At 60.6% G+C, this 21,640-nt stretch carries 23 protein-coding genes; 9 read left to right on the top strand and 14 right to left on the bottom strand.

Going from position 1 to position 21,640, the window contains the following annotated elements; translation table 11 throughout:
• Positions 1-424: 424 nt before the first annotated feature.
• The 3 genes from ACP7E0_RS28020 to ACP7E0_RS28010 all read right to left on the bottom strand — a co-directional run bounded on the left by ACP7E0_RS28020 (position 425) and on the right by ACP7E0_RS28010 (position 2,356).
• A complete protein-coding gene (locus tag ACP7E0_RS28020; RefSeq protein WP_426129789.1) occupies positions 425-1,240 on the bottom strand; it encodes an amino acid ABC transporter permease in 816 nt (271 codons plus the stop codon).
• A gap of 10 nt (positions 1,241-1,250) precedes the next feature.
• Positions 1,251-2,048: a transporter substrate-binding domain-containing protein gene (locus ACP7E0_RS28015; RefSeq protein WP_426129787.1), complete on the bottom strand. Its 798-nt coding sequence runs from the start codon at positions 2,046-2,048 to the stop codon at positions 1,251-1,253.
• A gap of 98 nt (positions 2,049-2,146) precedes the next feature.
• Entirely contained in the window at positions 2,147-2,356 is a 210-nt protein-coding gene (locus tag ACP7E0_RS28010) for a hypothetical protein (RefSeq protein WP_426129785.1), read from the bottom strand.
• Positions 2,357-2,565: 209 nt separating this feature from the next.
• Between ACP7E0_RS28010 and ACP7E0_RS28005 the strand changes: the two genes are divergently transcribed.
• Positions 2,566-3,849 (top strand): MFS transporter, encoded by a 1,284-nt coding sequence (locus ACP7E0_RS28005; RefSeq protein ID WP_426129783.1) that lies wholly within the window; start codon positions 2,566-2,568, stop codon positions 3,847-3,849.
• 33 nt (positions 3,850-3,882) lie between these two features.
• Here ACP7E0_RS28005 and ACP7E0_RS28000 read toward each other — a convergent pair whose 3' ends face one another.
• Entirely contained in the window at positions 3,883-4,707 is an 825-nt protein-coding gene (locus ACP7E0_RS28000; RefSeq protein WP_426129781.1) for a class I SAM-dependent methyltransferase, read from the bottom strand.
• Positions 4,708-4,797: 90 nt separating this feature from the next.
• A complete protein-coding gene (gene rplS / locus ACP7E0_RS27995; RefSeq protein WP_113315997.1) occupies positions 4,798-5,358 on the bottom strand; it encodes a 50S ribosomal protein L19 in 561 nt (186 codons plus the stop codon).
• Positions 5,359-5,664: 306 nt separating this feature from the next.
• On the opposite strand from rplS, the gene ACP7E0_RS27990 reads away from it, so the two are divergent.
• Positions 5,665-6,411 carry a sulfite exporter TauE/SafE family protein gene (locus ACP7E0_RS27990; protein ID WP_426129779.1) on the top strand — a complete coding sequence of 249 codons (747 nt, stop codon included), beginning with the start codon at positions 5,665-5,667 and terminating at the stop codon, positions 6,409-6,411.
• Positions 6,412-6,428: 17 nt separating this feature from the next.
• On the opposite strand, the gene ACP7E0_RS27985 is transcribed toward ACP7E0_RS27990, so the two are convergent.
• Positions 6,429-7,016, bottom strand: coding sequence for a TetR/AcrR family transcriptional regulator (locus ACP7E0_RS27985; protein WP_426129906.1), 588 nt, complete (start codon positions 7,014-7,016; stop codon positions 6,429-6,431).
• A gap of 150 nt (positions 7,017-7,166) precedes the next feature.
• Here ACP7E0_RS27985 and ACP7E0_RS27980 point away from each other — a divergent pair, with 150 nt between their 5' ends.
• Positions 7,167-8,390, top strand: coding sequence for an MFS transporter (locus ACP7E0_RS27980; protein WP_426129778.1), 1,224 nt, complete (start codon positions 7,167-7,169; stop codon positions 8,388-8,390).
• Between the two features lie 124 nt (positions 8,391-8,514).
• Here the strand turns inward: ACP7E0_RS27980 and ACP7E0_RS27975 are convergent, their stop codons facing one another.
• A complete protein-coding gene (locus tag ACP7E0_RS27975) occupies positions 8,515-8,964 on the bottom strand; it encodes a MarR family winged helix-turn-helix transcriptional regulator (RefSeq protein WP_426129776.1) in 450 nt (149 codons plus the stop codon).
• Positions 8,965-9,119: 155 nt separating this feature from the next.
• On the opposite strand from ACP7E0_RS27975, the gene ACP7E0_RS27970 reads away from it, so the two are divergent.
• The 3 genes from ACP7E0_RS27970 to ACP7E0_RS27960 all read left to right on the top strand — a co-directional run bounded on the left by ACP7E0_RS27970 (position 9,120) and on the right by ACP7E0_RS27960 (position 12,924).
• Positions 9,120-9,890, top strand: coding sequence for an alpha/beta fold hydrolase (locus ACP7E0_RS27970; protein ID WP_426129774.1), 771 nt, complete (start codon positions 9,120-9,122; stop codon positions 9,888-9,890).
• Between the two features lie 193 nt (positions 9,891-10,083).
• Positions 10,084-11,406 carry a DUF1214 domain-containing protein gene (locus ACP7E0_RS27965; protein WP_426129772.1) on the top strand — a complete coding sequence of 441 codons (1,323 nt, stop codon included), beginning with the start codon at positions 10,084-10,086 and terminating at the stop codon, positions 11,404-11,406.
• A 45-nt stretch (positions 11,407-11,451) separates the two neighbouring features.
• Positions 11,452-12,924, top strand: coding sequence for a DUF1254 domain-containing protein (locus ACP7E0_RS27960; RefSeq protein ID WP_426129771.1), 1,473 nt, complete (start codon positions 11,452-11,454; stop codon positions 12,922-12,924).
• A 101-nt stretch (positions 12,925-13,025) separates the two neighbouring features.
• Here the strand turns inward: ACP7E0_RS27960 and trmD are convergent, their stop codons facing one another.
• The 6 genes from trmD to ACP7E0_RS27930 all read right to left on the bottom strand — a co-directional run bounded on the left by trmD (position 13,026) and on the right by ACP7E0_RS27930 (position 17,287).
• Positions 13,026-13,706: a tRNA (guanosine(37)-N1)-methyltransferase TrmD gene (gene trmD / locus ACP7E0_RS27955; RefSeq protein WP_426129770.1), complete on the bottom strand. Its 681-nt coding sequence runs from the start codon at positions 13,704-13,706 to the stop codon at positions 13,026-13,028.
• A gap of 4 nt (positions 13,707-13,710) precedes the next feature.
• Complete coding sequence (gene rimM, locus ACP7E0_RS27950; RefSeq protein ID WP_426129768.1) at positions 13,711-14,274, bottom strand: ribosome maturation factor RimM; 564 nt, start codon at positions 14,272-14,274, stop codon at positions 13,711-13,713.
• A 90-nt stretch (positions 14,275-14,364) separates the two neighbouring features.
• Positions 14,365-14,727 (bottom strand): 30S ribosomal protein S16, encoded by a 363-nt coding sequence (rpsP, locus tag ACP7E0_RS27945; RefSeq protein WP_113315988.1) that lies wholly within the window; start codon positions 14,725-14,727, stop codon positions 14,365-14,367.
• A 63-nt stretch (positions 14,728-14,790) separates the two neighbouring features.
• Complete coding sequence (locus ACP7E0_RS27940) at positions 14,791-15,093, bottom strand: chorismate mutase (protein ID WP_037097220.1); 303 nt, start codon at positions 15,091-15,093, stop codon at positions 14,791-14,793.
• 13 nt (positions 15,094-15,106) lie between these two features.
• Positions 15,107-16,687 (bottom strand): signal recognition particle protein, encoded by a 1,581-nt coding sequence (ffh, locus tag ACP7E0_RS27935; RefSeq protein WP_426129766.1) that lies wholly within the window; start codon positions 16,685-16,687, stop codon positions 15,107-15,109.
• 270 nt (positions 16,688-16,957) lie between these two features.
• The gene (locus ACP7E0_RS27930) at positions 16,958-17,287 is read right to left on the bottom strand and encodes a nuclear transport factor 2 family protein (protein WP_426129764.1); all 330 of its coding nucleotides are present in this window, start codon (positions 17,285-17,287) and stop codon (positions 16,958-16,960) included.
• A 182-nt stretch (positions 17,288-17,469) separates the two neighbouring features.
• Here ACP7E0_RS27930 and ACP7E0_RS27925 point away from each other — a divergent pair, with 182 nt between their 5' ends.
• Entirely contained in the window at positions 17,470-18,471 is a 1,002-nt protein-coding gene (locus ACP7E0_RS27925; RefSeq protein WP_426129763.1) for an MBL fold metallo-hydrolase, read from the top strand.
• Between the two features lie 136 nt (positions 18,472-18,607).
• Here the strand turns inward: ACP7E0_RS27925 and ACP7E0_RS27920 are convergent, their stop codons facing one another.
• On the bottom strand, positions 18,608-19,024 hold the full coding sequence (locus ACP7E0_RS27920; protein WP_426129761.1) for a GFA family protein: 417 nt from the start codon (positions 19,022-19,024) through the stop codon (positions 18,608-18,610).
• 427 nt (positions 19,025-19,451) lie between these two features.
• Here ACP7E0_RS27920 and dapF point away from each other — a divergent pair, with 427 nt between their 5' ends.
• Positions 19,452-20,363 (top strand): diaminopimelate epimerase, encoded by a 912-nt coding sequence (gene dapF, locus ACP7E0_RS27915; RefSeq protein ID WP_426129759.1) that lies wholly within the window; start codon positions 19,452-19,454, stop codon positions 20,361-20,363.
• Entirely contained in the window at positions 20,360-21,634 is a 1,275-nt protein-coding gene (gene mtaB, locus ACP7E0_RS27910) for a tRNA (N(6)-L-threonylcarbamoyladenosine(37)-C(2))-methylthiotransferase MtaB (protein WP_426129757.1), read from the top strand. Before dapF ends, mtaB begins: the two co-directional genes overlap by 4 nt.
• The last annotated feature ends 6 nt before the right edge of the window (positions 21,635-21,640 follow it).

Raw genomic sequence — 21,640 nt, 5'->3', positions numbered from 1 at the left:
GTGCATCCATTTGAAGTTCGGGCGTTGTGAAAAAAGCTTAGGAAAGTCCGGCAAAGGCGCCAGGGACCGGGTCGGGGTCAGGCCCCGACGGTCAGATAAGTCGGCTGCTGAGGGCGCCGGAAACGCACGCAAAAAACCGTGCCGGCAGACGCTTGTGGTCCTGCAGCACGACGACTTTCTGCTCAAAACATCCGAATTTGGATTCCATGGAGGTGGATATAGCAATTTTTTGAAGGTTCGGCAATTGGCGAGATGGGCGGCGATAGCGACGCCGCGACCTCCCTCTTCTCCCCAGCGGGGAGAAGTGCCGAACGGAGTGAGGCGATGAGGGGGTCTTTCCGCGAACCCGAAGCGTACCGCCCCCTCATCCGGCCCTTTGGGCCACCTTCTCCCCGCCGGGGGAGAAGAGGGAGCCGCAGTCAACCTATCCCCTCTGTCCCTGCCGCAATCTTTGCTCCAGCCGCCGCAGACCCAGCGACAGACCGACCGTCAAGATCAGATAGATATAAGCCACGATCGAATAGGTCTCGAAGAACCGGAATGAACCCGACGCATAGATCTTGCCCGCCTGGGTAATATCGGCGACGCCGAGTACCGAGACGAGGGATGAGTCTTTCACCATCGCCACGAAATCATTGCCGAGCGGCGGCAGGATGACGCGGATGGCCTGCGGAAAAACCACCAACCGGAACCGCTGGGTGCGCGACAGGCCAAGCGCCTTGGCCGCCTCGATCTGCCCCTTGTCGACGGAGAGAATGCCGGCGCGAAAAACCTCTGCGATGAAGGCGGAATAGCCGATCGACAGCGCGATGATCGCCCGCCACATCAACGACAGGTCGCGCACCACCATCGGCTCCATGGCGCCTGCCGAAATCAGCGGCGACAGCAGGACGTTGATCGCGACCACCAAGGCCGGCGCGCCGGCAAAGGCGATATAGAACAGTAGAACCAGGATCGGGATGCCGCGGATCACCTCGGTATAGAACCGGGCGATCTGGCGCAGCGCTGCCCGGTCCGACAGCGCCATCAGTGCAATGCCAAGCCCCAAAGCCGTGGCGAAGAAAAAACCGATGAGGGTGACGAAAATGGTGATGCCGATACCGGCCGAAACGATGCTGAAGACCTGACGGTAAACACCATTGGAGATGATCACCGCGGCCAGCGCCACGGCGATCACGGCAAGGGCGACCAGCCACCAGGGGTAGTCGCCCGTTTGAGAAGTTTCGTGCGCAAGCGTCATCGGGCGGCGATCATTCGCCCATCTTGTAATCGACGAACCATTTCTGGTTCAGCTTGTCGAGCGTGCCGTCCGCCTTCAACGCCGCAATGGCGGCATTGACCGGCGCGACCAGGTCCGAGCCCTTCTTGAAGATGAAGCCGAAATCCTCGGTGCCGAGCGGGCCACCGACAACCTTGAGGCCACCGGATGACGAATCGACATAGCCCTGCGCCGCGACGCTATCGGTCAGCACCGTATCGACATCGCCAGCCTTCAAGGCTTGCACTGTCGCGCCAAATGTCTCGAACAATTTTATGCGCGGGTTCTGCTCATTGCCATCGAGTATCTCGTAGACGGCTGTGTAGAATGGCGAGGTACCGATCTGGGCGCCGATCAGACCCTCGGTAAATGCACCAAACGTCTTGGCATCGGTGAAACGGGCCTCGTCGCCACGCACCAGCATGAACTGCTGGGAGCGCATATAGGGATCGGAGAAATCCACCTTTGCCTTACGTTCTTCCTTGATGGTGATGCCGGTCATGCCGATGTCGTACTGGCCGTCGGATACCGCCTGAATCATCGCGTCCCAGCTGGTGTTCTGGTACTCGATCTTGAAATTCAGCCGTTTGGCAATTTCTTCCATCGCATCATATTCCCAGCCGATCGCCTTGCCGCTCTTCGGATCGACGAACTGTACCGGCGGATAGGCATTCTCGGTCACGACAATGACATTGCGCCCGCCCAAATCCGGCAGATCGGCGGCAACAACGCTCAAGGGCGCGAGAACAACGGCGGTCAGGCCGGCGAGAAGGGTGCGGCGGGAAAACATGGGCGGCTCCTGAACTGTGGCGACCGGAACCTGTCACATCTCAAGAGGGGGTGGCAAGCAAGATGTTCTTACTAAAATGGAATTTTGTAGATTTAAAATTATCCCCAATCGCCGATATCATAGTAATTTGACAACCCGAGCGGACATTCTTCTTTCATCATCACAGCAGCTCGCCTTGCGGACGCATCGCTTGTGCCAAAGACCTCGACCGAATGACCACATTTCGTGCAATTTACGCGAATCCCTTCCACAGTGCTGTAGCTGCCATCCAAATCGGCATGCTCGATATCCAATGTCACTTTTGTCATGAAGATATCCGTTAGATTGCGATGGCTTGAGAATTGCATGCGAAATGCGATTCGCCAATGGCGCGAATATGACTGCGCCCAACAAGCAGAATGCGGTCTTCTCTATCGGAACGAAACCTCTCCCCTCGCAACCTTGAATATGCAGCCGGGCGCTCTCTATACCCGGGTACGTGCCATCGTCCGGCATGATCTGAGGAGGAGGACAGACGTTGGTTTCAGAGAAAGCCCTGATCTCGAAAATCACCTGGCGCATGATGCCCTTTCTCGGGCTGCTCTACCTCATCGCCTATATCGACCGCCAGAATGTCAGCTATGCGAAGCTTCAGATGGTCGGTGACCTCGGCATGAGCGAATATGCCTATGGGCTGGGCGCCTCCCTGTTCTTCATCGGCTATTTTCTGTTCGAGATACCGAGCAATCTCTTTCTCAACCGCTTCGGCGCCAGCCGCTGGTTTGCCCGCATCCTGGTATCCTGGGGGATCGTCACGATCGCGCTCGCCTACACCCAGAACCCGACGATGTTTTACGTGCTGCGCTTCCTGCTCGGCGTCTGCGAGGCCGGCTTCTTTCCCGGCGTGCTCTATCTGCTGACGCTGTGGTTTCCCAAGGACTATCGCGGCCGGATGATCGGCCTCTTCATGATCTTCAGCGCATTGGCCAATGCCATCGGCGCGCCGCTCGGCGGCATGCTGCTTGAGCTGGATGGCTTCCTCGGTTATGCCGGTTGGGAATGGGTCTTTCTCGCCACCGGCCTGCCGGCCGTCATTGCCGGCGTCGTCACGTTTTTCTATCTCGACGACACGCCGGAAAAGGCAAAATTCCTCACCGAGGATGAAAAGCGCTGGCTGCAGGACCGGATTGCCGCGGAAAATGCCGGTATGGAAGACCATGCCGATAACGGTTTCAAGGCGCTGACCAATCCGCGCGTGCTGCTGATGTCGCTGTGCTTCGTCGGCTTTCCGCTGGCCGCCTATGGCCTCAGCTACTGGCTGCCGACGATCGTCAAGAGTTTCGGCGTATCCAACATTGCCAACGGCTTCATCAACATCATTCCCTGGGTAATCGTGGCCGTCGCGCTCTATCTAGTGCCGTCCGCCGCCGACAAATCGGAAAACAAGACGCCCTATATCGTCATTCCGGCCTTTGTCGGGGCGCTCTGCCTGCTTCTCTCCGCACTGGTGGCCAACCCGGCGCTGCAGTTCGCCTTCCTGTGCATCGCCGCCGCCGGAATCTTTGCGGGTCAGCCGGTGTTCTGGAGCCTGCCGTCGCGCTTCCTCAAGGGAGCCGGTGCTGCCGCCGGCATTGCCGCCATCAATTCCGTCGGCAATCTCGGCGGCTTCGTCGCCCAGAATGTGGTGCCCGGCATCCGCGATTATACCGGCAGCACGATCGCGCCGATGTTCTTCCTTGCCGCCTGCCTCGCCTTTGCCGGCATCCTGGTGATCGTGGTGCAACGGATGTTTTTGACGCGCCAGACTGCCGAGGCACATTGACCGGCCAGCCGCGCGTACCCTGCAGACTTGACCTTACTCGGGCTTGTGCGCCCCGATCGAAAACGACAGCGGAATGCGCGGCAGCCCCGGTGCCTGTTCGAACTGGTCTTCGCCGGTCTCGATCATGCCGGGATAATGCCGCCAGACGAGGATTTCGTGCTCGTTGAGGAAATCGAGCGTCAGCCCGGCCTTCAACAGGGCGTTGACGGTATCGCTGAGCGGGTGCAGCCATTCGTACATGCGCTGGTGAGTCAGCGGCCGTTCATCGCCGGTATAGGTGTGGGTTTCCTCAAACAAAAGCGGCGCATTGACCGGCGTGCGCCAGCCGTAAGTAAGCGACAGTCGGCCGTTCCCGGTACTTTCGTATTGGTACATCTGCGGATGCCCGTCGAGCAGGTAGAGCCGGCCGCCGGGACGCAGCAGGCTGGCAACAACCTCAGCCCATTTGAAAATATCCTGCAGCCAGTGGATGGCGCCCCAGGTGACGAAGACGATATCGTAGGTCCGCTGCTCCAGCGCCGCTACTGCATCATAGACCGAGGCCTCGACGAAGGTTGACTCGGTTCCGGCTTTTTCAGCAAAAAGCCGCGCAGCAGTGATGGCGACCGGCGAAAAATCGAGCCCGGTGACCGAGCGCGCACCCAGGTGCTTGAGGCTCAGCGTATCCAGCCCGATATGGCATTGCAGATGGATGATGTCCTTGCCGGCGATCTCGCCGATCTCGCCTGCCTCCAGCGCATGCAGCGACGAGCCGCCTGCAAGCACCCGGCCGATCCGGTAGCTGCCCGTCGTGTCGGTCGCATGCAACCCCGCCCGGTCGTCCCAGTTCAGGCGGTTGGTTTCGATATAATCGTTCAACGTGTTCTTCCCCCAAAGAATGCCCCTGCCCAAAACAGAAAAAGGCGGCCCGAAGACCGCCTTTTCAAAACAATCCCGATGGATTGAAGCTTATTCTGCTGCCGGCTCAGCGGCTGCGGCTGCAGCGGCGGCTTCTTCAGCGGCCTTGGCGGCGGCTGCTTCTGCGGCGGCGGCTTCAGCTGCTGCCTTTTCGGCGGCCAGAGCCTGTGCTGCTGCGACCTTTTCAGCTTCCAGACGTGCCTTTTCTTCGGCAACGGCGGCGCGTTCTGCGTCGTTCAGCTTGCGGGCGCGAACGCCGGTGTCTTCAACGATACGAGCCGACTTACCGCGACGATCGCGCAGGTAATAGAGCTTGGCGCGACGAACCTTGCCGCGGCGAACGATCTCGACGCCTTCGACCATCGGCGAGTAAACCGGGAATACGCGCTCGACGCCTTCGCCGTAGGAAATCTTGCGGACCGTGAAGCTTTCGTTGATGCCACCGCCGGAACGGGCAATGCAAACACCTTCATAGGCCTGGATACGGGTACGTGTACCTTCCGTCACGCGAACGTTGACGCGGAGGGTGTCGCCTGCCGAAAATTCCGGAAGCGTGCGCTTGGCGGCAATCTTGGCGGCCTGTTCGGCTTCCAGCTGCTGGATGATGTTCATGGGTCTAACCTTCTCAAGTTCTTCTGCAACAGCCAGAGCGCTCGATCGAACCTGTTGGACCTGACCTCAGATGAGGCGCCTCAAGGTTTTGTTTCTCGTGAAGAGAAACAGGAGCGAATTCACCATTCTTTGTTTTCGGCTGACGGGATTTTTCCCGAACCGGTCGGGCGAATACACCAAAGCGCAGTGTTTGTCATCCCCGGGCGACAAAAATTCTCCCTGCCGCAAGCCGGCGGACGATGATTTCCGCGTCTTGCCGCCGGTGAACCTGCAGGCTATGTCCGATTCTACCGCTGGAGGAGCGTCATGTCCATATCCACTGCCATCATGCTGTTTGTCGCAGGGTTCCTGTCGAGCGCCGTCAATGCGGTGGCCGGCGGCGGCACCTTTCTGACCTTCGGTGCCATGACGCTGGCGGGCCTGCCGCCGATCGTTGCCAATGCCACCTCCTCCATCGTCCAGTTTCCCGGCTACGTGACCTCGGCGCTCGCCTATCGCAAGGAGATCTGGGCGGACCGCCGTGAGGCGGCCATCCTCGGCGCACTCTCCCTGATCGGGGGCCTCGCGGGTGCATTGATCCTGCTGTCGCTGTCCAATCCTTCCTTCCGGGCTATGGTCCCCTGGTTGCTGATTGCGGCGACTGCGATTTTCGCCGCCGGCCCGCTATTGCGGCCGAAATCGGCTAGCGACGACGCGCCGATGGGCCCGCTTGGTCTCATCAGCCAGTTTGCCACCGCTATCTATGGTGGCTTCTTCGGCGCCGGCATGGGCATCATGATGCTGGCCGTACTCGGTATCGCCAAGGGCGGCGATTACCACCGGCTGAACGCGCTGAAGAATTTCCTCGCCATGGTCATTGCCGCCGTCGCCATTGTCGTCTTTGCCGGCGGCAATGTCGTCGGCTGGCTGCATGCCGCCTTCATGATCCCCGGCGGCGCGCTCGGTGGCTATGCCGGCGTCTGGCTCGCCCGCCGCGTACCACAGGCGCTGATCCGCGGGCTTGTGGTCGCGGTCGGCCTATTGCTGGCGGTCTATTATTTCGTCACGGGGTAAGGCGCGCGCCGCCGCGCCTACTTCACCCGCAACCCGTCCAGCAATGTGCGAAACCCCCGAACCGCCCTTCTGGAGGTCTGCTGCGGGTCGTCGGAATTGGCGATCCACAAGGCGGCATTGCTGCTGGCGCCATTGATCAGGCGCGCGGTCACTTCCTCGTCGATGTCGATGATCACGCCATCCTGCTTGAGTTCAATGAGGCTTTGCTTCAGGGCCGCGATACAGCCGTTGGTGGTCGGCCACTGCGAGATGTCGCCAAGCACGGCCGGGCCGTCGCGGAACATGATCCGCTGGATTTCCGGCTCCAGCGCCATCTCGATATAGGTTGAGCACTCATCGACAAACCCCTGCCAACGCGTCGGGGCACCGGCCGAAACCGTGTGCAATCGCACCGTCATCTCTGCATCGATTTCCTGGATGACCGCCTGCAGCAAGCCCTTCTTGTCGCCGAAATGATGGTACAGCGCGCCGCGCGTCAGGCCCGCCGCCGCCGTGAAATCATCCATCGATGACTGTGCGTATCCAACAGTGCCAAAGGCATGGCGCGCAGCGGCCAAAAGCTTGGCGCGCGTTTCGGCGATCATTTCCGGGCGAGGCTTGATTATCCTCATCAAGGGAACTCCTGGTTCACATACGCAGCGTATTTATTTTTACATACGCTGCGTATTTTAATTGACATACGCTGCGTACGCAACCACTTTAAGACATACGCCACGTATGTAGGTGGTTTCTTCGGACGATTGTAGGAGCATCCAATGTCCAACCCATACAAGGAAATATTCAGTGTGCCGGGGGCCAAGAGCTTCTCCGCGGCAGGTTTCCTCGCCCGCCTGCCGATTGCCATGGCACCGATCGGCATTGTCGCCATGCTGTCGCAGACACGCGGCGAGTACTGGATTGCCGGCGCGGTTTCGGCAACGTTTGCACTCACCAACGCGCTCGTCGCACCGCAGGTCTCGCGGCTGGTGGACCGGTTCGGGCAAAGCGCCATTCTCGTGCCGAGCACCATTGTCTCGGTGGTCGCCTTTACCCTCCTCATTCTGTCGGCCAACCAGGACTGGCCGGAATGGACCTTGTTCGCGGCAGCCCTTCTTGCCGCCGCCATGCCCAGCATGCCGGCCATGCTGCGGGCACGCTGGACGGAAATCTTTCGCGGCCGCCCCGAACTGAACACCGCCTTTGCCTTTGAATCCGCAGCCGACGAGCTGGTGTATATCGCCGGCGCCTCACTGTCGGTCGGACTGGCGGTGTCGCTGTTTCCCGAGGCCGGCATGGTGATCTCAACGATTTTCCTTGCTGTCGGAACTGCTACCTTTGCCCTGCAGCGCTCGACCGAGCCGGTGGTGCGTCCGGGTGTAGCCGGAACGGTACGGACATCGGCCATTCGTCTGCGGTCCGTCCAGATCATCACGCTGGCGCTGATCTTCGTCGGCTCGATGTTTGCGACGGCCGAAGTCACCACGGTTGCCATGACCAAGGAGCTTGGCCAACCCGGCTCCGCCAGCTTCGTCATCGGCGTCTACGCGATCGGGTCGTTCGTGCTTGGCCTCGTGCTGGGCGCGCTCAACCTGCGTACACCGCTGCAGAAGCAGCTGCTGATCGCCGTCAGCGTCCTGGCGGTCACGGCCCTGCCGTTGCTGATTGCCGATACGGTACCGTTTCTGGCTCTCGCCGTGTTCGTCAGCGGCATCGCCATCTCGCCAACCTTCATCACGGCCTTTGGCCTGATTGAGCGCCGGGTGCCGGAATCGATGCTGACGGAAGGCATCACCTGGGTGACGACCGGCATCGGCATCGGCATGGCCCTGGGCGCGTTTCTGGCCGGCTGGGTCGTGGATAATTTCGGCGCCCAGAACGGCTTCTGGCTCTCGGTGTCAGCCGGCGTAGCAGTGGTGATCACCATCGCATTGGGCCAGAAGACGCTCGCCGGCGGCAGGCTGGAAGCAGCCGGCGATGCACTACCCCAGGCAGCCGAGTAATACCGGAAAGACGATGGCGCGCCGGACTGGCGCGCCATGCCGTTTCTAGCATGGTCCTTATCCCGGCTGGGCTAACCGTTTCCAGCCCATGAAGGTTCTCTGTCAAGAGATCAGCATGAAAAGATCAGCGCTCAGCGCCGGTGCGGACCAGCCCGTCCCTGAGCGCTTGAACCTTCTCGTTGAGCTCGATCATCTGGGGAATGGTGAATCCGGAACGGCGCAGCAGCGCATCGGTGAGACACCCGGTCTTTGGCTGCAGCTCGGTCCCCTTCGCGGTCAGGAACACCTCGACCAGACGCTCGTCCACCGTGCTTCGCCGTCTTGACAGGAAGCCGGCGACTTCCAGCCGCTTCACCGCCGGCGTAATCGTGCTCGGTTCAAGAGCGAGCCGGTCGGCAATGGCGGATATGCTCAGGCCATCGCGTTCCCAAAGCGCGCTCAGCGCCAGATACTGGGTATAGGTGACGCCAAGATCGTCGAGCATCGGCTTATAGGCCCGGTTGATCGCAATGGCGGCGGAATAGATCGAAAAGCACAATTGGCTATCGAGCGGCAGGGTTGGGGCATCGGCCATGTCTGGTCTCCAAAATTTTCTATGAGCATTTTCAACACCATATCACATAAATCATTATCGCGATAATAAAAACGATGGACAGGGAAGATGTCGTGTCGTAAAAGATGACTATCGCGATAATAATTATCGCGAAATAAACAACCGGAGTACCGCACATGCTCAAGAATGCTCTGCTTGCCGCCGCCGCCTCCATCGTTCTGGCCGCCACCGGCACATCAATCGCATCGGCGCAGGATAACGCTGCCGTCAAGAATATCGTCCTCGTCCATGGCGGCTTCGTCGATGGTGCCGGCTGGAAGGGCGTCTACGATATCCTGAAGAAGGATGGCTACACCGTCAGCATCGTCCAGAACCCGACCACCTCGCTGGCCGATGACGTTGCCGTCACCAAGCGCGCCATCGACCAGCTGGATGGCCCGGTCGTGCTCGTCGGCCATTCCTATGGCGGTGTTGTCGTCAGCGAAGCCGGCACCAACGACAAGGTCAAGTCGGTCGTCTACATCGCCGCTTTTGCGCCCGACAAGGGCGAGTCGGTTTCCTCGCTGATCGCCAACCCGCCGGAAGGTGCCTCGGTTCCGCCGATCCTGCCCCCGGTCGACGGCTTCCTGTTCCTCGACAAGACGAAATTTGCCGCATCCTTCGCCGCTGACGTCGATCCCGAAACCGCCGCTTTCATGGCCGATTCGCAGGTTCCGTGGGGCGTTGAGGCTCTCGCCGGTGCCGTGACCAACCCAGCTTGGAAGGCGAAGCCGAGTTTCTATCTTGTGGCTTCCGACGACCACATGATCCCTCCGGCTGCACAAAGGCTGATGGCCAAGCGCGCCGGCGCCACCGTCACCGAAGTCCCCGGCAGCCATGCGGTGTATGTGTCGAACCCGAAGGCCGTCGCCGACCTGATTGAACAGGCAGCCGCCGCAACCAACTAACCTGCATCAAGGTTTGCCATACATCAGAGCGCAATGGCCGGGGGATGGACCATCCCCCGGCCAAAATGCGTGAGATGTCGAGTACGGCAACCGGCCAATCTTCACCTTTGCCTCCCGTAAAGTTACTGTAACGTACTTGTTTTTCCCGTGAGTAGGGCCAGCATGCTCAGTGCATATGGCAAGGGAGGCCGTCATGAAGGCACTGCGTTGCACCGCCGCACTTTTGCTGGCCTTTGGCTTGGCATTAAACAGCACGCCAGTGCGTGCGCAACAGGTCAGTGATGAAGAGGTAAGCCAGGCTTACATCTATCTTCTCGGCCGTCTGCTGGTGACGCGGCAACAACAGCTCGACTTTCAGGACGGGTTCAAGTGGAACGAGCTGATCCACCGCAAACCCGGCGCCGTCGATTGGCCGAACCCTAATCTGGACGTCGCCTATTCCGAGGCCTGGGTTGCCGTTGACGAGACCAGTTGCACCATCGTCACCGTTCCCGAAATCAAGGACCGGTATTTTACGGTGCAATTCCTCAACGGCTGGGGCGAAACGCTTGCCAACATCAACGAACGGCTGTTTCCGGACAAGCATTCAGGCGACTTTGCCATGTGCCTGCGCGGTGCCAATGTAGACCTGCCCGCCGATGCGACACGCATCGATCTCCCGGTCAAATACTCGCGCGTGCTTGCGCGTGTGGCATTGGGCAGCGATCCGGATAAGGCGGTCGCCCTGCAGCATGAGTTCAAGTTCAAAGCGACTGGCACTCCTCAACTGCCGGACATCCCGAAAACGCCGATCTTCGATCTGGATCGTCTGCCCGGGGCCGAGGCATTCGAGGCAGCGGCAGCCGCCTTGGACAGCGAACCCGACCTGAGCTTGGGCCTGGAGCCGCTCCAGGCGCAAGTCCGCTCGATCGCGGCCGCAATCAAGGACAACGCTGCCGAGCGCCAGCGTGTCGACGGTGTCATCAAATCGATTGCCTTTCCCGAGCTCGCCAAGGCAGGAGCCATTATCGGCCATGGCGTGGCTCACAATGGCTGGGCGCGTCCAAGCGTCGTGGGTGAATACGGCCTGGACTATCTGACCAGGACGCTGGTGAACAACGGTGGCATCTGGGCGAACATCAAACCCGAGGTGCTCTACTACCGCGGCGGAAAAGACGAAAGCGGCGCTGATCTTACCGGCGATCACAGCTACACGCTGACCTTTCCAAAAGACGCGCTGCCATCACGCTTCGCAAAATACTTCTGGTCAGTGATCGCCGTCGATAACACCCATTTCCGCGTCCTGCCCAATCCGATGAACCGCTTCCTGCTCAACGAGCAGACGCATCCAGAGTACGGCGCTGATGGTTCGCTCACGCTCTATTTCGCCACGGAGAAGCCCTCCGGCGCTCCGGACGGAAACTGGCTTCCGATCCCGAAAGGCCAGAAGTATCGCCTGACCTTCCGCTTTTACGGCCCGATCGACGGGGTCGCGAACGGTACCTATTGGCCACCAGCACTGGCGAAGGTGAATTGAGGCAGAGCCTAAGGGACGCACGAACCGTAACCCGGGAGAGACGACATGACACGGATCAGGTTTCTAGCGGTCGGTGCACTCGGAGCCGTTCTGGTTGGTCTGCCACATGGCGCTGCTGCTCAATCCCTGTCGCTTTCGCCCGGATGGCAGCTTTCGCTCCCTGCTGCTCCGGACGGAAAAGTGAAAATCACCGAGCAGTATGCCCGGATGGTGGCGCGCGATGCCTACTTCTGGGCATGGCCGATGACCAACATCTACAATCGGCGCCTGGCATTCGAGAAAGCACCAAAGGCCGGACTGATGAATGGCGTGCTGCCGTTCGCACCCGTCAATACGATGGCGATGCTGCACGATTATATCAAACCGCAACAGCGCTGGGTTGCCTGCCCGAACCAGGATGTCGCCTATGGAGCCGGCGTCGCAGCATTGGAACGGAAGCCGGTCGTCGTCCAGGTGCCCGATTTCGGTGACCGTTTCTGGGTCTACCAGGTTGTCGATATCCGCACCGACAGCTTCGCCCAGATCGGTGCGATGTATGGAACGCAGCCGGGCTTCTACCTGCTTGTGGGGCCGGATTGGAAGGGTGAGGTTCCGAAGGGAATAACCAAGGTTTTCCGCGCCCGCACGAATACAGCCTTTATCGTTCCCCGCGTCTTCATGGACGATACCAGCGAGGACCGCGAGGCAATCCAGAAGGTTATCTCCGGGATCGACATGTATCCGCTTGCCGAATTCGACGGCAAGATGAAGGAACATGACTGGCGCTCCCTGCCGACATTGGGCTCGCCGACGGCGGAAGGCGACGCTACCGAGACGAAATGGGTCTTTCCCGAAACCTTTTTTCAGCAATTGCCGCAGGTCATGAAGGATGCGCCGCCATTGCCCGGCGAAGAGGCGAAGTATGCCCAGATAAAAGCCACCCTCACTGCCGCGGAGCAGGATACCGCCATAATGGCCGGAATGATCGATGAGGCCCGGAAGGCAGAGAAAGAACTGGTGGATCCGCTGCTCCAGTTCCGGAACTGGGGCGTGCAACTCGATGGTCATTGGTCGACCACCACCAACAATGCCGCCTTCGGAACCGACTATTTTACCCGAACGGCGGTCGCGAAATCCAACATACTGGTCAACGCGCCAACGGAGACCAAGTATTTTTATCAGGATCTGGACGCGGAAGGGAAACGGCTCAATGGGGCGGGCAGTTACACTGTGACCTTCCCCAAAGGTGAAACACCGCCCGTGAACGGCTTCTGGTCGCTGACACTCTATGACGCGCAGCACTTCTTCGTTCCGAACACGCTGTCCCGTTTCTCGCTCGGCACGAAGAACAGGACGCTGCGTTACAATGACGATGGATCGTTGACGATCCACATTCAGGAAAAGTCGCCGGGTAAAGACAAGGAACAGAACTGGTTACCCGCGCCCGCGGGAGACTTCTCTCTCTACCTTCGCGCCTATTGGCCAAAGACCGAAATTGTTGATGGCACCTGGACACCGCCCCCTGCCACAAAGCACTGAGCACGCGCAGCGACGAGCGCTTCTGACGCATGGCCGCCGTTCCAACTTTTTTCAAACACGCTTGATGCGCCAAACTGCGATGCAGGCTCGACGTAGAAACACTATTTCTTCAGCAGATCCGGCCTGCGTTCCGCCGTCAACCGCTTCGCCTCAGCCTCACGCCATTTGGCGATGTCGCCGTGATGGCCGGAGGTCAGCACGGCCGGGATTTCCCGCCCTTCGAACACCGGCGGCCGCGTGTAGTGCGGATGCTCAAGCAATCCGCCTTCGAAACTTTCATGAACGCCGGAAAGATCGTTGCCCATGACGCCGGGCAGGATGCGCACGATGGCATCGAGCAGGATCAGCGCCGCAGGCTCCCCGCCGGAGAGAATATAATCGCCGATCGAAACCTCTTCGAGCTTCCGCCCGTCGATCACCCGCTGGTCCACGCCCTCGAACCGGCCGCAGACGATGATGGCGCCGGGGCCGCTGGCGAGTTCGCGCACGCGCGCCTGCGTCAACGGTTTGCCGCGCGGGCTCATCAGCAGCCGGGGACGCTCGTCGCCATCCGACGCGTAATCGATGGCCTTGGCCAGAATATCGGCCCGCAGCACCATGCCGGCGCCGCCGCCGGCCGGCGTGTCATCGACGGTGCGGTGCTTGTCCTCGGCAAAATCGCGGATCTGCAGCGTATCGATTGCCCATTGGCCGCGCTCCAGTGCCTTGCCGGACAGAGATTGACCTAGATGCCCCGGAAACATGTCCGGATAGAGCGTCAGGATGGTGGCGCGGAAGGGCAAGGGGTTACTTCGCCTTCGGCTTGAACTGCTTCGTCGGATCCTCGTCCTTGTCGTCGGTCAAACCGGCGGCAAGCGGATCGACCAGCATGGTGCCGGCTTCCAGGTCGATTTCCAGCACCGACCATTCGGTAAAGGGGATCAGCACCGGCCGCTTGCCGGGGCCTTTCAGCTCCAACAGATCGCCCGCGCCAAAGTCGAATACGCCGGTAACGGTGCCATAGCTCTTGCCGCCGGCATCGAGCGCTTCGAGGCCCTCGAGATCGGCATAGAAAAATTCGTCCTCATCGAGATCGTCGTCCGGCAGGTTGTCGCGCTCGACATAAAGCTCGAGGCCGTTCAGGGCCTCGGCCGAATTGCGGTCGTTGACGCCGCGAAACCGCACGACGACGACGTTCTTCATCTCGCGCACTTCCAGAACCTCGAACGTGCGTCCGTCCTCGGCATGCAGATGACCATAATCGCCGATCGCGGTCGGCTCCTCGGCAAACGACTTGACACGCACTTCGCCGCGCAACCCTTGCGCGCCGCCGATCGTTCCCATCAGGACAGGGTTTTTGAGTTTGCTCATTGCCGGGTCACTCTCCAGATCATGCCACTCGCATAAACGAAAACGGGCGGCATGAAAACGCCGCCCGCTTCAGAAATAGGCTATCCTGGCTTATTCGGCAGCAGCGGCGGCTGCGTCTTCAGCCTTCTGCTTGGCTTCGGCGATACGCTCGACAGCCTTCTTGCCCGGCAGGCCCTTGGTCGGGTTGACGCGTGCTTCGCGGGTTGCAACGCCGGCTTCGTTGAGGAAGCGCAGGACGCGGTCGGTCGGCAGCGCACCGTTCGACATCCAATACTGGATGCGCTCGACGTTCAGTTCAACGCGCTTTGCGTCTTCCTTCTTGAGCATCGGGTTCCACGAGCCGACCTTTTCCAGGAAACGGCCGTCGCGCGGCGAACGCACGTCAGCAATAACGATCTGGTAGAACGGGCGCTTCTTGGAACCACCGCGGGCGAGACGAATTTTCAGTGCCATGTCATGTACTCCTTGAGATATCATACCGTCTGGGACGGCCTTTTTGTTTATATGTAAAGCTGATCAATCCTTGAGATCGGCAGCGATGGCTTCATGATGCCGGATGACTTCGTGGATGATGAAGTTCAAGAACTTCTCCGCAAAATCCGGATCCAGATTGGCATCCCGCGCCAGGTGGCGAAGGCGTTCGATCTGGTATTCCTCGCGCGCCGGGTCGGCCGGCGGCAAATTGTATTTGGCTTTCAGCACGCCCACTGCCTTGGTGCAGCGGAAGCGTTCGGCCAGCATGTGCACGAGCGCCGCGTCGATATTATCGATCGACTGGCGGTAGCCCGAGAGTTCCTGTTTGACTGCTGGATCAATCATACCGGTCCAGTCCTCACTTCTTCTTCGGCAGGCCGGGAAGCCCCGGGAATCCGCCACCGAGACCGGGCAGCTTCAGGCCGCCACCGCCCAAACCGGGCAAACCGCCGCCGCCCCCCATCCCAGGCATGCCGCCCTTGCCGAGGCCAGCGGCCTCCGCCTGCTTCTGCAGGGCTTCGAGCTGCTTGGGATCCATCTTCGACAGATCAGGCATGCCGCCCATTCCGCCGCCCATACCACCAAGGCCCATCTTGCCGGCAAGACCGCCCATCATCTGCTTCATCATGCCGCCCTTGCCCTTGCCGCCCATCATTTTCATCATGTCGGCCATGGAACGGTGCATTTTCAGCAGCTTGTTGATTTCGGCAGCATCGGTGCCGGAACCGGCGGCAATGCGCTTCTTGCGGGAATGCTTGAGAATATCCGGGTTGGCGCGCTCTGCCTTGGTCATCGAGGAGATGATTGCCATCTGGCGGCCAAACATCTTGTCGTCGAGGCCGGCAGACGCCATCTTGTCCTTCATGCCGGCCATGCCGGGCATCATGCCCATGATGCCGCCCATGCCGCCCATCTTCTGCATCTGGCCGAGCTGATCGGCGAGATCGTTGAGATCGAACTTGCCGGTCTTCATCTTGGCGGCCATGGCCGCCGCCTTCTCGGCATCGATGTTTTCGGCAGCCTTCTCGACCAGCGAGACGATATCACCCATGCCGAGGATACGGTCGGCGACGCGGCGTGGGTGGAACTCTTCCAGCTCCGCCATCTTTTCGCCGACACCGATCAGCTTGATCGGCTTGCCGGTGACGGCGCGCATCGAAAGGGCAGCACCGCCGCGGCCGTCGCCGTCCATACGGGTCAGGACGAGGCCGGTAATGCCGACGCGCTCGTCGAAATTGCGGGCGAGATTGACGGCGTCTTGACCGGTCAGCGCATCGGCGACGAGCAGGATTTCATGCGGGTTGGAGCGGCGCTTGATCTCGGCCATCTCGAGCATCAGCGGTTCGTCGATATGGGTGCGGCCGGCGGTGTCGAGGATGACGATGTCATGGCCGCCGAGCTTGGCAGCCTGCACGGCGCGCGCGGCGATATCGGTCGGCGACTGGCCGGCAATGATCGCCAGCGTATCGACGCCGGTCTGAACGCCGAGCTGGCGCAGCTGCTCCTGCGCTGCCGGACGGCGCGTGTCGAGCGACGCCATCAGGACCTTCTTCTTGTCCCGCGTCTTCAAACGAAGGGCGATCTTGCCGGTCGTCGTCGTCTTGCCCGACCCCTGCAGACCGACCATCATGATGACGACGGGGGCAGCGGCATTCAGGTCGATCGGCACGCCCTCGGAGCCGAGCATGGCGATCAGCTCGTCATGGACGATCTTGACGACCATCTGGCCGGGCTTGATCGACTTCAGGATTTCGGCGCCGACAGCCTTTTCGCGCACCTTGTCGGTAAACGAGCGCACGACTTCAAGCGCGACGTCGGCTTCCAGGAGCGCACGGCGAACCTCGCGCAGGGCAGCCGTTACATCGGCTTCCGACAGCGCGCCACGGCCGGTCAATCCATTCAGGATTGACCCAAGGCGGTCCTGGAGACTTTCAAACATCGCTTCATCCTTGTCGTTTCGAGGCGTCTGGTTTTACGCGGATGCCCGAAACGTTGTGCTTTTCCTTGACGAAAACAAGACGCAAAGCCAAAAAGCACCCGAGGGCGCAACGCGCTGTCGGGTGTTGACCTCCGGGATCTCCGCAATGGGTCCGGGTCGGTGGCTACAAGTCTTGTTCTTGTCGCAGATTGCGGGCGGTAAACACGATATGTCCGGGAAAGTCAAGGCGAGGCGGTAATTTCACCGTTTCAACTGGCAATCGGCGGCCTCTCAGGCATCGCGGCCGAAATAAACCTCCACAGAAGCGATGCGGTCGCCATGAAACCGGATGACCTCGACATTGCGAAACGCGCTGCCGTCCTGCTTTTCAGCCCGGTAGCGCACCAGCGCTTCATTGTCCTCCAGCGACACGCGTTCGATATGGATGGCACGGAAAGCAGGCGGCTGCGGCCAGCAACGTTCGAAATAGGCCACCTTGTCGATATGGTCGTCGCGAGGACTTGAAAAGGTGAAATCCTCCGTGAGCATGTCGGAGACCTCGTCCTTCCGGTTGGCGAGATAAGCTGCAAAGAGCCCGCGAACGGTTGCTTCCCTATCCATATCACCCTCCTATAACAGATTGTATGCCGTCGTCGGTTATAGCCCAAACCACGTTCTGGCGCCAGAAAACGGCACGAGCAAATGGGGCCTTAGCCTCGAAACTGGCGTGCGACCGCCGGATTGAAGGGATGAGGGCAGACCCCCATGTTAAGGAGCGCAACCGGTATGATGGAAGAGCCGCGGTGAGTGAGATCCAAAACCCTTATTATACCGGCCCCATCTCCGATCATTTCGACGGCACCTATTTCTTCAATCCCGAAGGCGAAGCGCCGCTCGGTTTTCGCGAACTGATGCGCTGGCAGTTCGGCGGCGGGCGGACGGCCTGGCCAAAGAATGCCCCAAGCCCTTTCCTCCGGGCAAAACCCGATGATCGCGTCGATGGCAACGGCTTGCGCGTCACCATGGTCGGCCATGCGACGCTGCTGATCCAGGTCGCCGGGCTGAACATTCTGACCGACCCCGTCTGGTCGCCACGCACCAGCCCGTTTTCCTTCGCCGGACCAAAGCGCGTCGTCGCACCCGGCATTGCCTTTGACGACCTGCCGCCGATCGATATCGTTGTTGTCACCCACAATCATTATGATCATCTCGACCTTGCCACCCTGAAACGGCTGCACAAGGAGCACGGCCCCCACATCATCACCCCGCTCGGCAACGACACGATCATCCACCGCGCCCTTCCCGAAGCTAAAATTTCCGCCATGGACTGGGGCGAGCAGATTTCCATCCGGGACGGCATCAGCATCGACTGCGAACCCTGCCACCACTGGTCGGCCCGCACGTCCCGCGACCGCCGCATGGCGCTTTGGGCCGCCTTCGTGATCGCGACGCCGGCAGGAAAAATCTACCATATCGGCGACACCGGCTTCCACAACGGCATCAACTATCGCGCAGCCGCGGAAAAACACGGCCCTTTCCGCCTCGCCAACCTGCCGATCGGCGCCTACGAGCCGCGCTGGTTCATGAAGGCCCAGCATCAAAACCCAAAGGAAGCCGTTGAGGGCATGCAGCTCTGCAACACCTCCTATGCAGCAGGCCACCATTTCGGGACGGTGCAACTGACAGATGAGGCGATCGAAGCACCGGTCCGAGCGCTTGAGGTTGCCTTGAAGGATCAGGACGTCGCTCCGGAGCGGTTTCGGGCGTTGCGGGCGGGCGAGGTATTCGACGTGCCTGCGATGTAGCTCACCTTCTCCTCCGTCATTCCCGGCCCACTATGAACAATCCTTTCGCCGCGCCGACGAGCGGCGGCTGGATTCCCGCCACAAAGGCGAGGATGACGGGATTTTGGGGCACCTTCGTGCAAAACAGGCACGCCCATCACCCCTCGGGAAATTCCCGATATTGCGGGAGATCGTCGGTAATCTCGTACCACGGCGCCTTCGAGCCGACGAAAATATGTGTCGTCGGCCGGATCGTCGGTGCATCCACCAGCGTGCCCATGGGGACATGGGCGTAAGTGCCATCGCGCACCACCGAATAGACCAGTGACCCGCAAGTGCCGCAATGCACGTCATGGGTCTCATCGGGGTTGCCGTAGATCAACGCCGCATCCTCACCCTTGACGACCCGCAGCCGCTCCCGCCTGATCCCTGCAATCGGCTTGAAGGCCGATCCGGTGGTGCGCCGGCAATTGGAACAATGGCAGTTCATCGCATATTCGAAGGCATCATCGACCGCATATTCGACAGCGCCACACATGCATTTTCCGGTCAGAGCAGCGGGTGTTTCAAGCATGTCTTGTCTCCGGCAAGGTCTTTGGCGAACCGTCAAGATGCCCCGCGACCGGCAAGTCTGCAATGCTTTGGCCAACAGGTACTGGCGCCTGCCAGCACCGCCCTCAACATTTTTTCATCCCCGCCGATGAAGGCGTCACATAGACAAACTTAGCCCGACGCTTTCCAGCGCCCCGAATGAAAGCAAATCCACGGCGGATTTTCCGGGCGTGGCCGAAGGCCGTTGGGGCTTCCACCTCCCCCTTGAGGGGGGAGGTCGCGACGCAGTCGCGGGTGGGGGTGACTACCGCGAATACGACAGTCGATTGCATATGCCGCAGATCACCCCACCACGGAGCTTCCCCCTCAAGGGGAGGGTGATAGGCCCCACTGGTAATTTCAACCCATTTCGGCCATATACAGCCCAACAAACGATGGAACTGGACGTCATGAACACCACGGTCGATTTTGCGAGAATGAACGGGCTTGGCAACAAGATCCTGGTCGTCGATATGCGCGGCCGCAGGGACAAGGTGACGCCGCAGGCCGCGATTGCGCTCAACGCGCATCAGGAGACCCAGTTCGACCAGATCATGGCCATCCACGATCCGAAGGCCGAGGGCACCGACGCCTGGATCGATATCCTCAATTCCGACGGCTCGAAGGCACAGGCCTGCGGCAACGGCACGCGCTGCGTCGTCCAGGCACTTGCCAACGAAACCGGCAAGAAGGCTTTCACCTTCCAGACCGTCGCCGGCATCCTGAATGCGCAGGAACATGCGGATGGCACCATCTCCGTCGACATGGGTACGCCGGTTTTCGCGTGGGACAAGATCCCGCTATCGGAGGAATTCCACGACACCAGCCGCATCGAGTTGCAGATCGGTCCGATCGACGACCCGATCCTGCATTCGCCCTCCGTCATGTCGATGGGCAATCCGCACGCGATCTTCTGGGTCGATCGTGACGTCATGTCTTTCGATCTCGAACGCTTCGGCCCGCTGCTCGAAAACCATCCGATGTTTCCCGAGCGCGCCAATATCACCCTTGCCCAGGTCACTTCGCCTTCCTCTGTGACCACCCGAACCTGGGAACGCGGCGCCGGGCTGACGCTGGCCTGCGGATCGGCTGCCTGTTCCGCCGCCGTCTCGGCTGCCCGCACCGGCCGGACCGGCCGCAATGTCGCCATCAAGGTCGCCAGCGCCACGCCGCCCGGCATTCTCACCATCGAATGGCGCGAGCGCGACGACCATGTCGTCATGACCGGCCCGGCCGAATGGGAATGGTCCGGAGCCGTCGATCCGGCAACCGGCCTCTGGTCCCGCGAGGACGAACCACAGGCGGAAAGTGCCGCACTTTGAGCGGCGTCGATGTCATAACCTTCGGCTGTCGTCTCAACACCTATGAATCCGAAGTGATGCGGGCGCAGGCCGAGAAGGCGGGGCTGAACAACGCCATTCTCGTCAATACCTGCGCCGTCACCGGCGAGGCCGTGCGCCAGGCCCGCCAGGCGATCCGCCGTGCCCGGCGCGAAAACCCGCATGCCCGCATCATCGTCACCGGCTGTGCCGCCCAGACCGAGAAGCAGACCCTTGCGGCAATGCCCGAGGTCGATGCCGTGCTCGGCAACGAGGAAAAGCTGAAAAGCGCCTCCTACCGGTCGCTGCCCGATTTCGGCGTCTCGGCGGAAGAAAAGCTGCGCGTCAACGACATCATGAGTGTGCGCGAGACAGCACCGCAGATGGTCAGGTTGATTGAGGGCCATGTGCGCGCCTTCATCCAGGTACAGAACGGCTGCGACCACCGCTGTACCTTCTGCATCATCCCCTATGGCCGCGGCAATTCCCGCTCGGTGCCGATGGGCGCCGTTGTCGATCAGGCGCGAAAGCTGGCCGAGAGTGGCTACCGCGAGATCGTGCTGACCGGCGTCGATGCGACCAGTTACGGCGGCGATCTGCCGGGAAACCCGACGCTTGGCCTGCTGGCAAAAACTCTACTGAAGCAGGTCCCGGAAATCCTGCGCCTGCGCCTCTCCTCCATCGACAGCATCGAGGCCGACAGCCATCTGATGGACTTGATCGCCGACGAGCCGCGCTTCATGCCGCATCTGCACCTGTCGCTGCAGCATGGCGACGACTTGATCCTGAAGCGGATGAAACGCCGCCATTCCCGCGCCGATGCCCTGGCGTTCATCAAGGACGTGCGCCGCCTGCGGCCGGAAACGAGCTTTGGCGCCGACATGATCGCCGGTTTCCCAACCGAGACCGAAGAGATGTTTGCAAATGCGATGGGGCTGGCCGAAGAGGCCAACATCGCCCATCTGCACGTCTTCCCCTATTCGCCGCGCGAGGGAACGCCCGCCGCCCGCATGCCGCAGGTCGATCGTGCGCTGGTCAAGGAAAGGGCCGCCCGGCTGCGCGCCACTGGACTTCAGCTGCATCAGGCCCATCTTGACAGCATGATCGGAACGCAGCAAAGCCTGCTCGTCGAGAACAACGGCTTGGCACATACGGAAAATTTCACGCTTGTCGCCGTCCCCGGTCTGATGCCGCGCGCTATCGTGCAGGCTAAGATTACCGGCCACAACGGCAAGTATCTCGACATGCAATTGATGGCCGCAGACGCGGCCTGAATTTAC

The organism is Pararhizobium sp. PWRC1-1 (assembly GCF_049897905.1).
GTDB lineage: Bacteria > Pseudomonadota > Alphaproteobacteria > Rhizobiales > Rhizobiaceae > Pararhizobium.
This window is presented reverse-complemented; position numbering and strand designations above follow the sequence as displayed.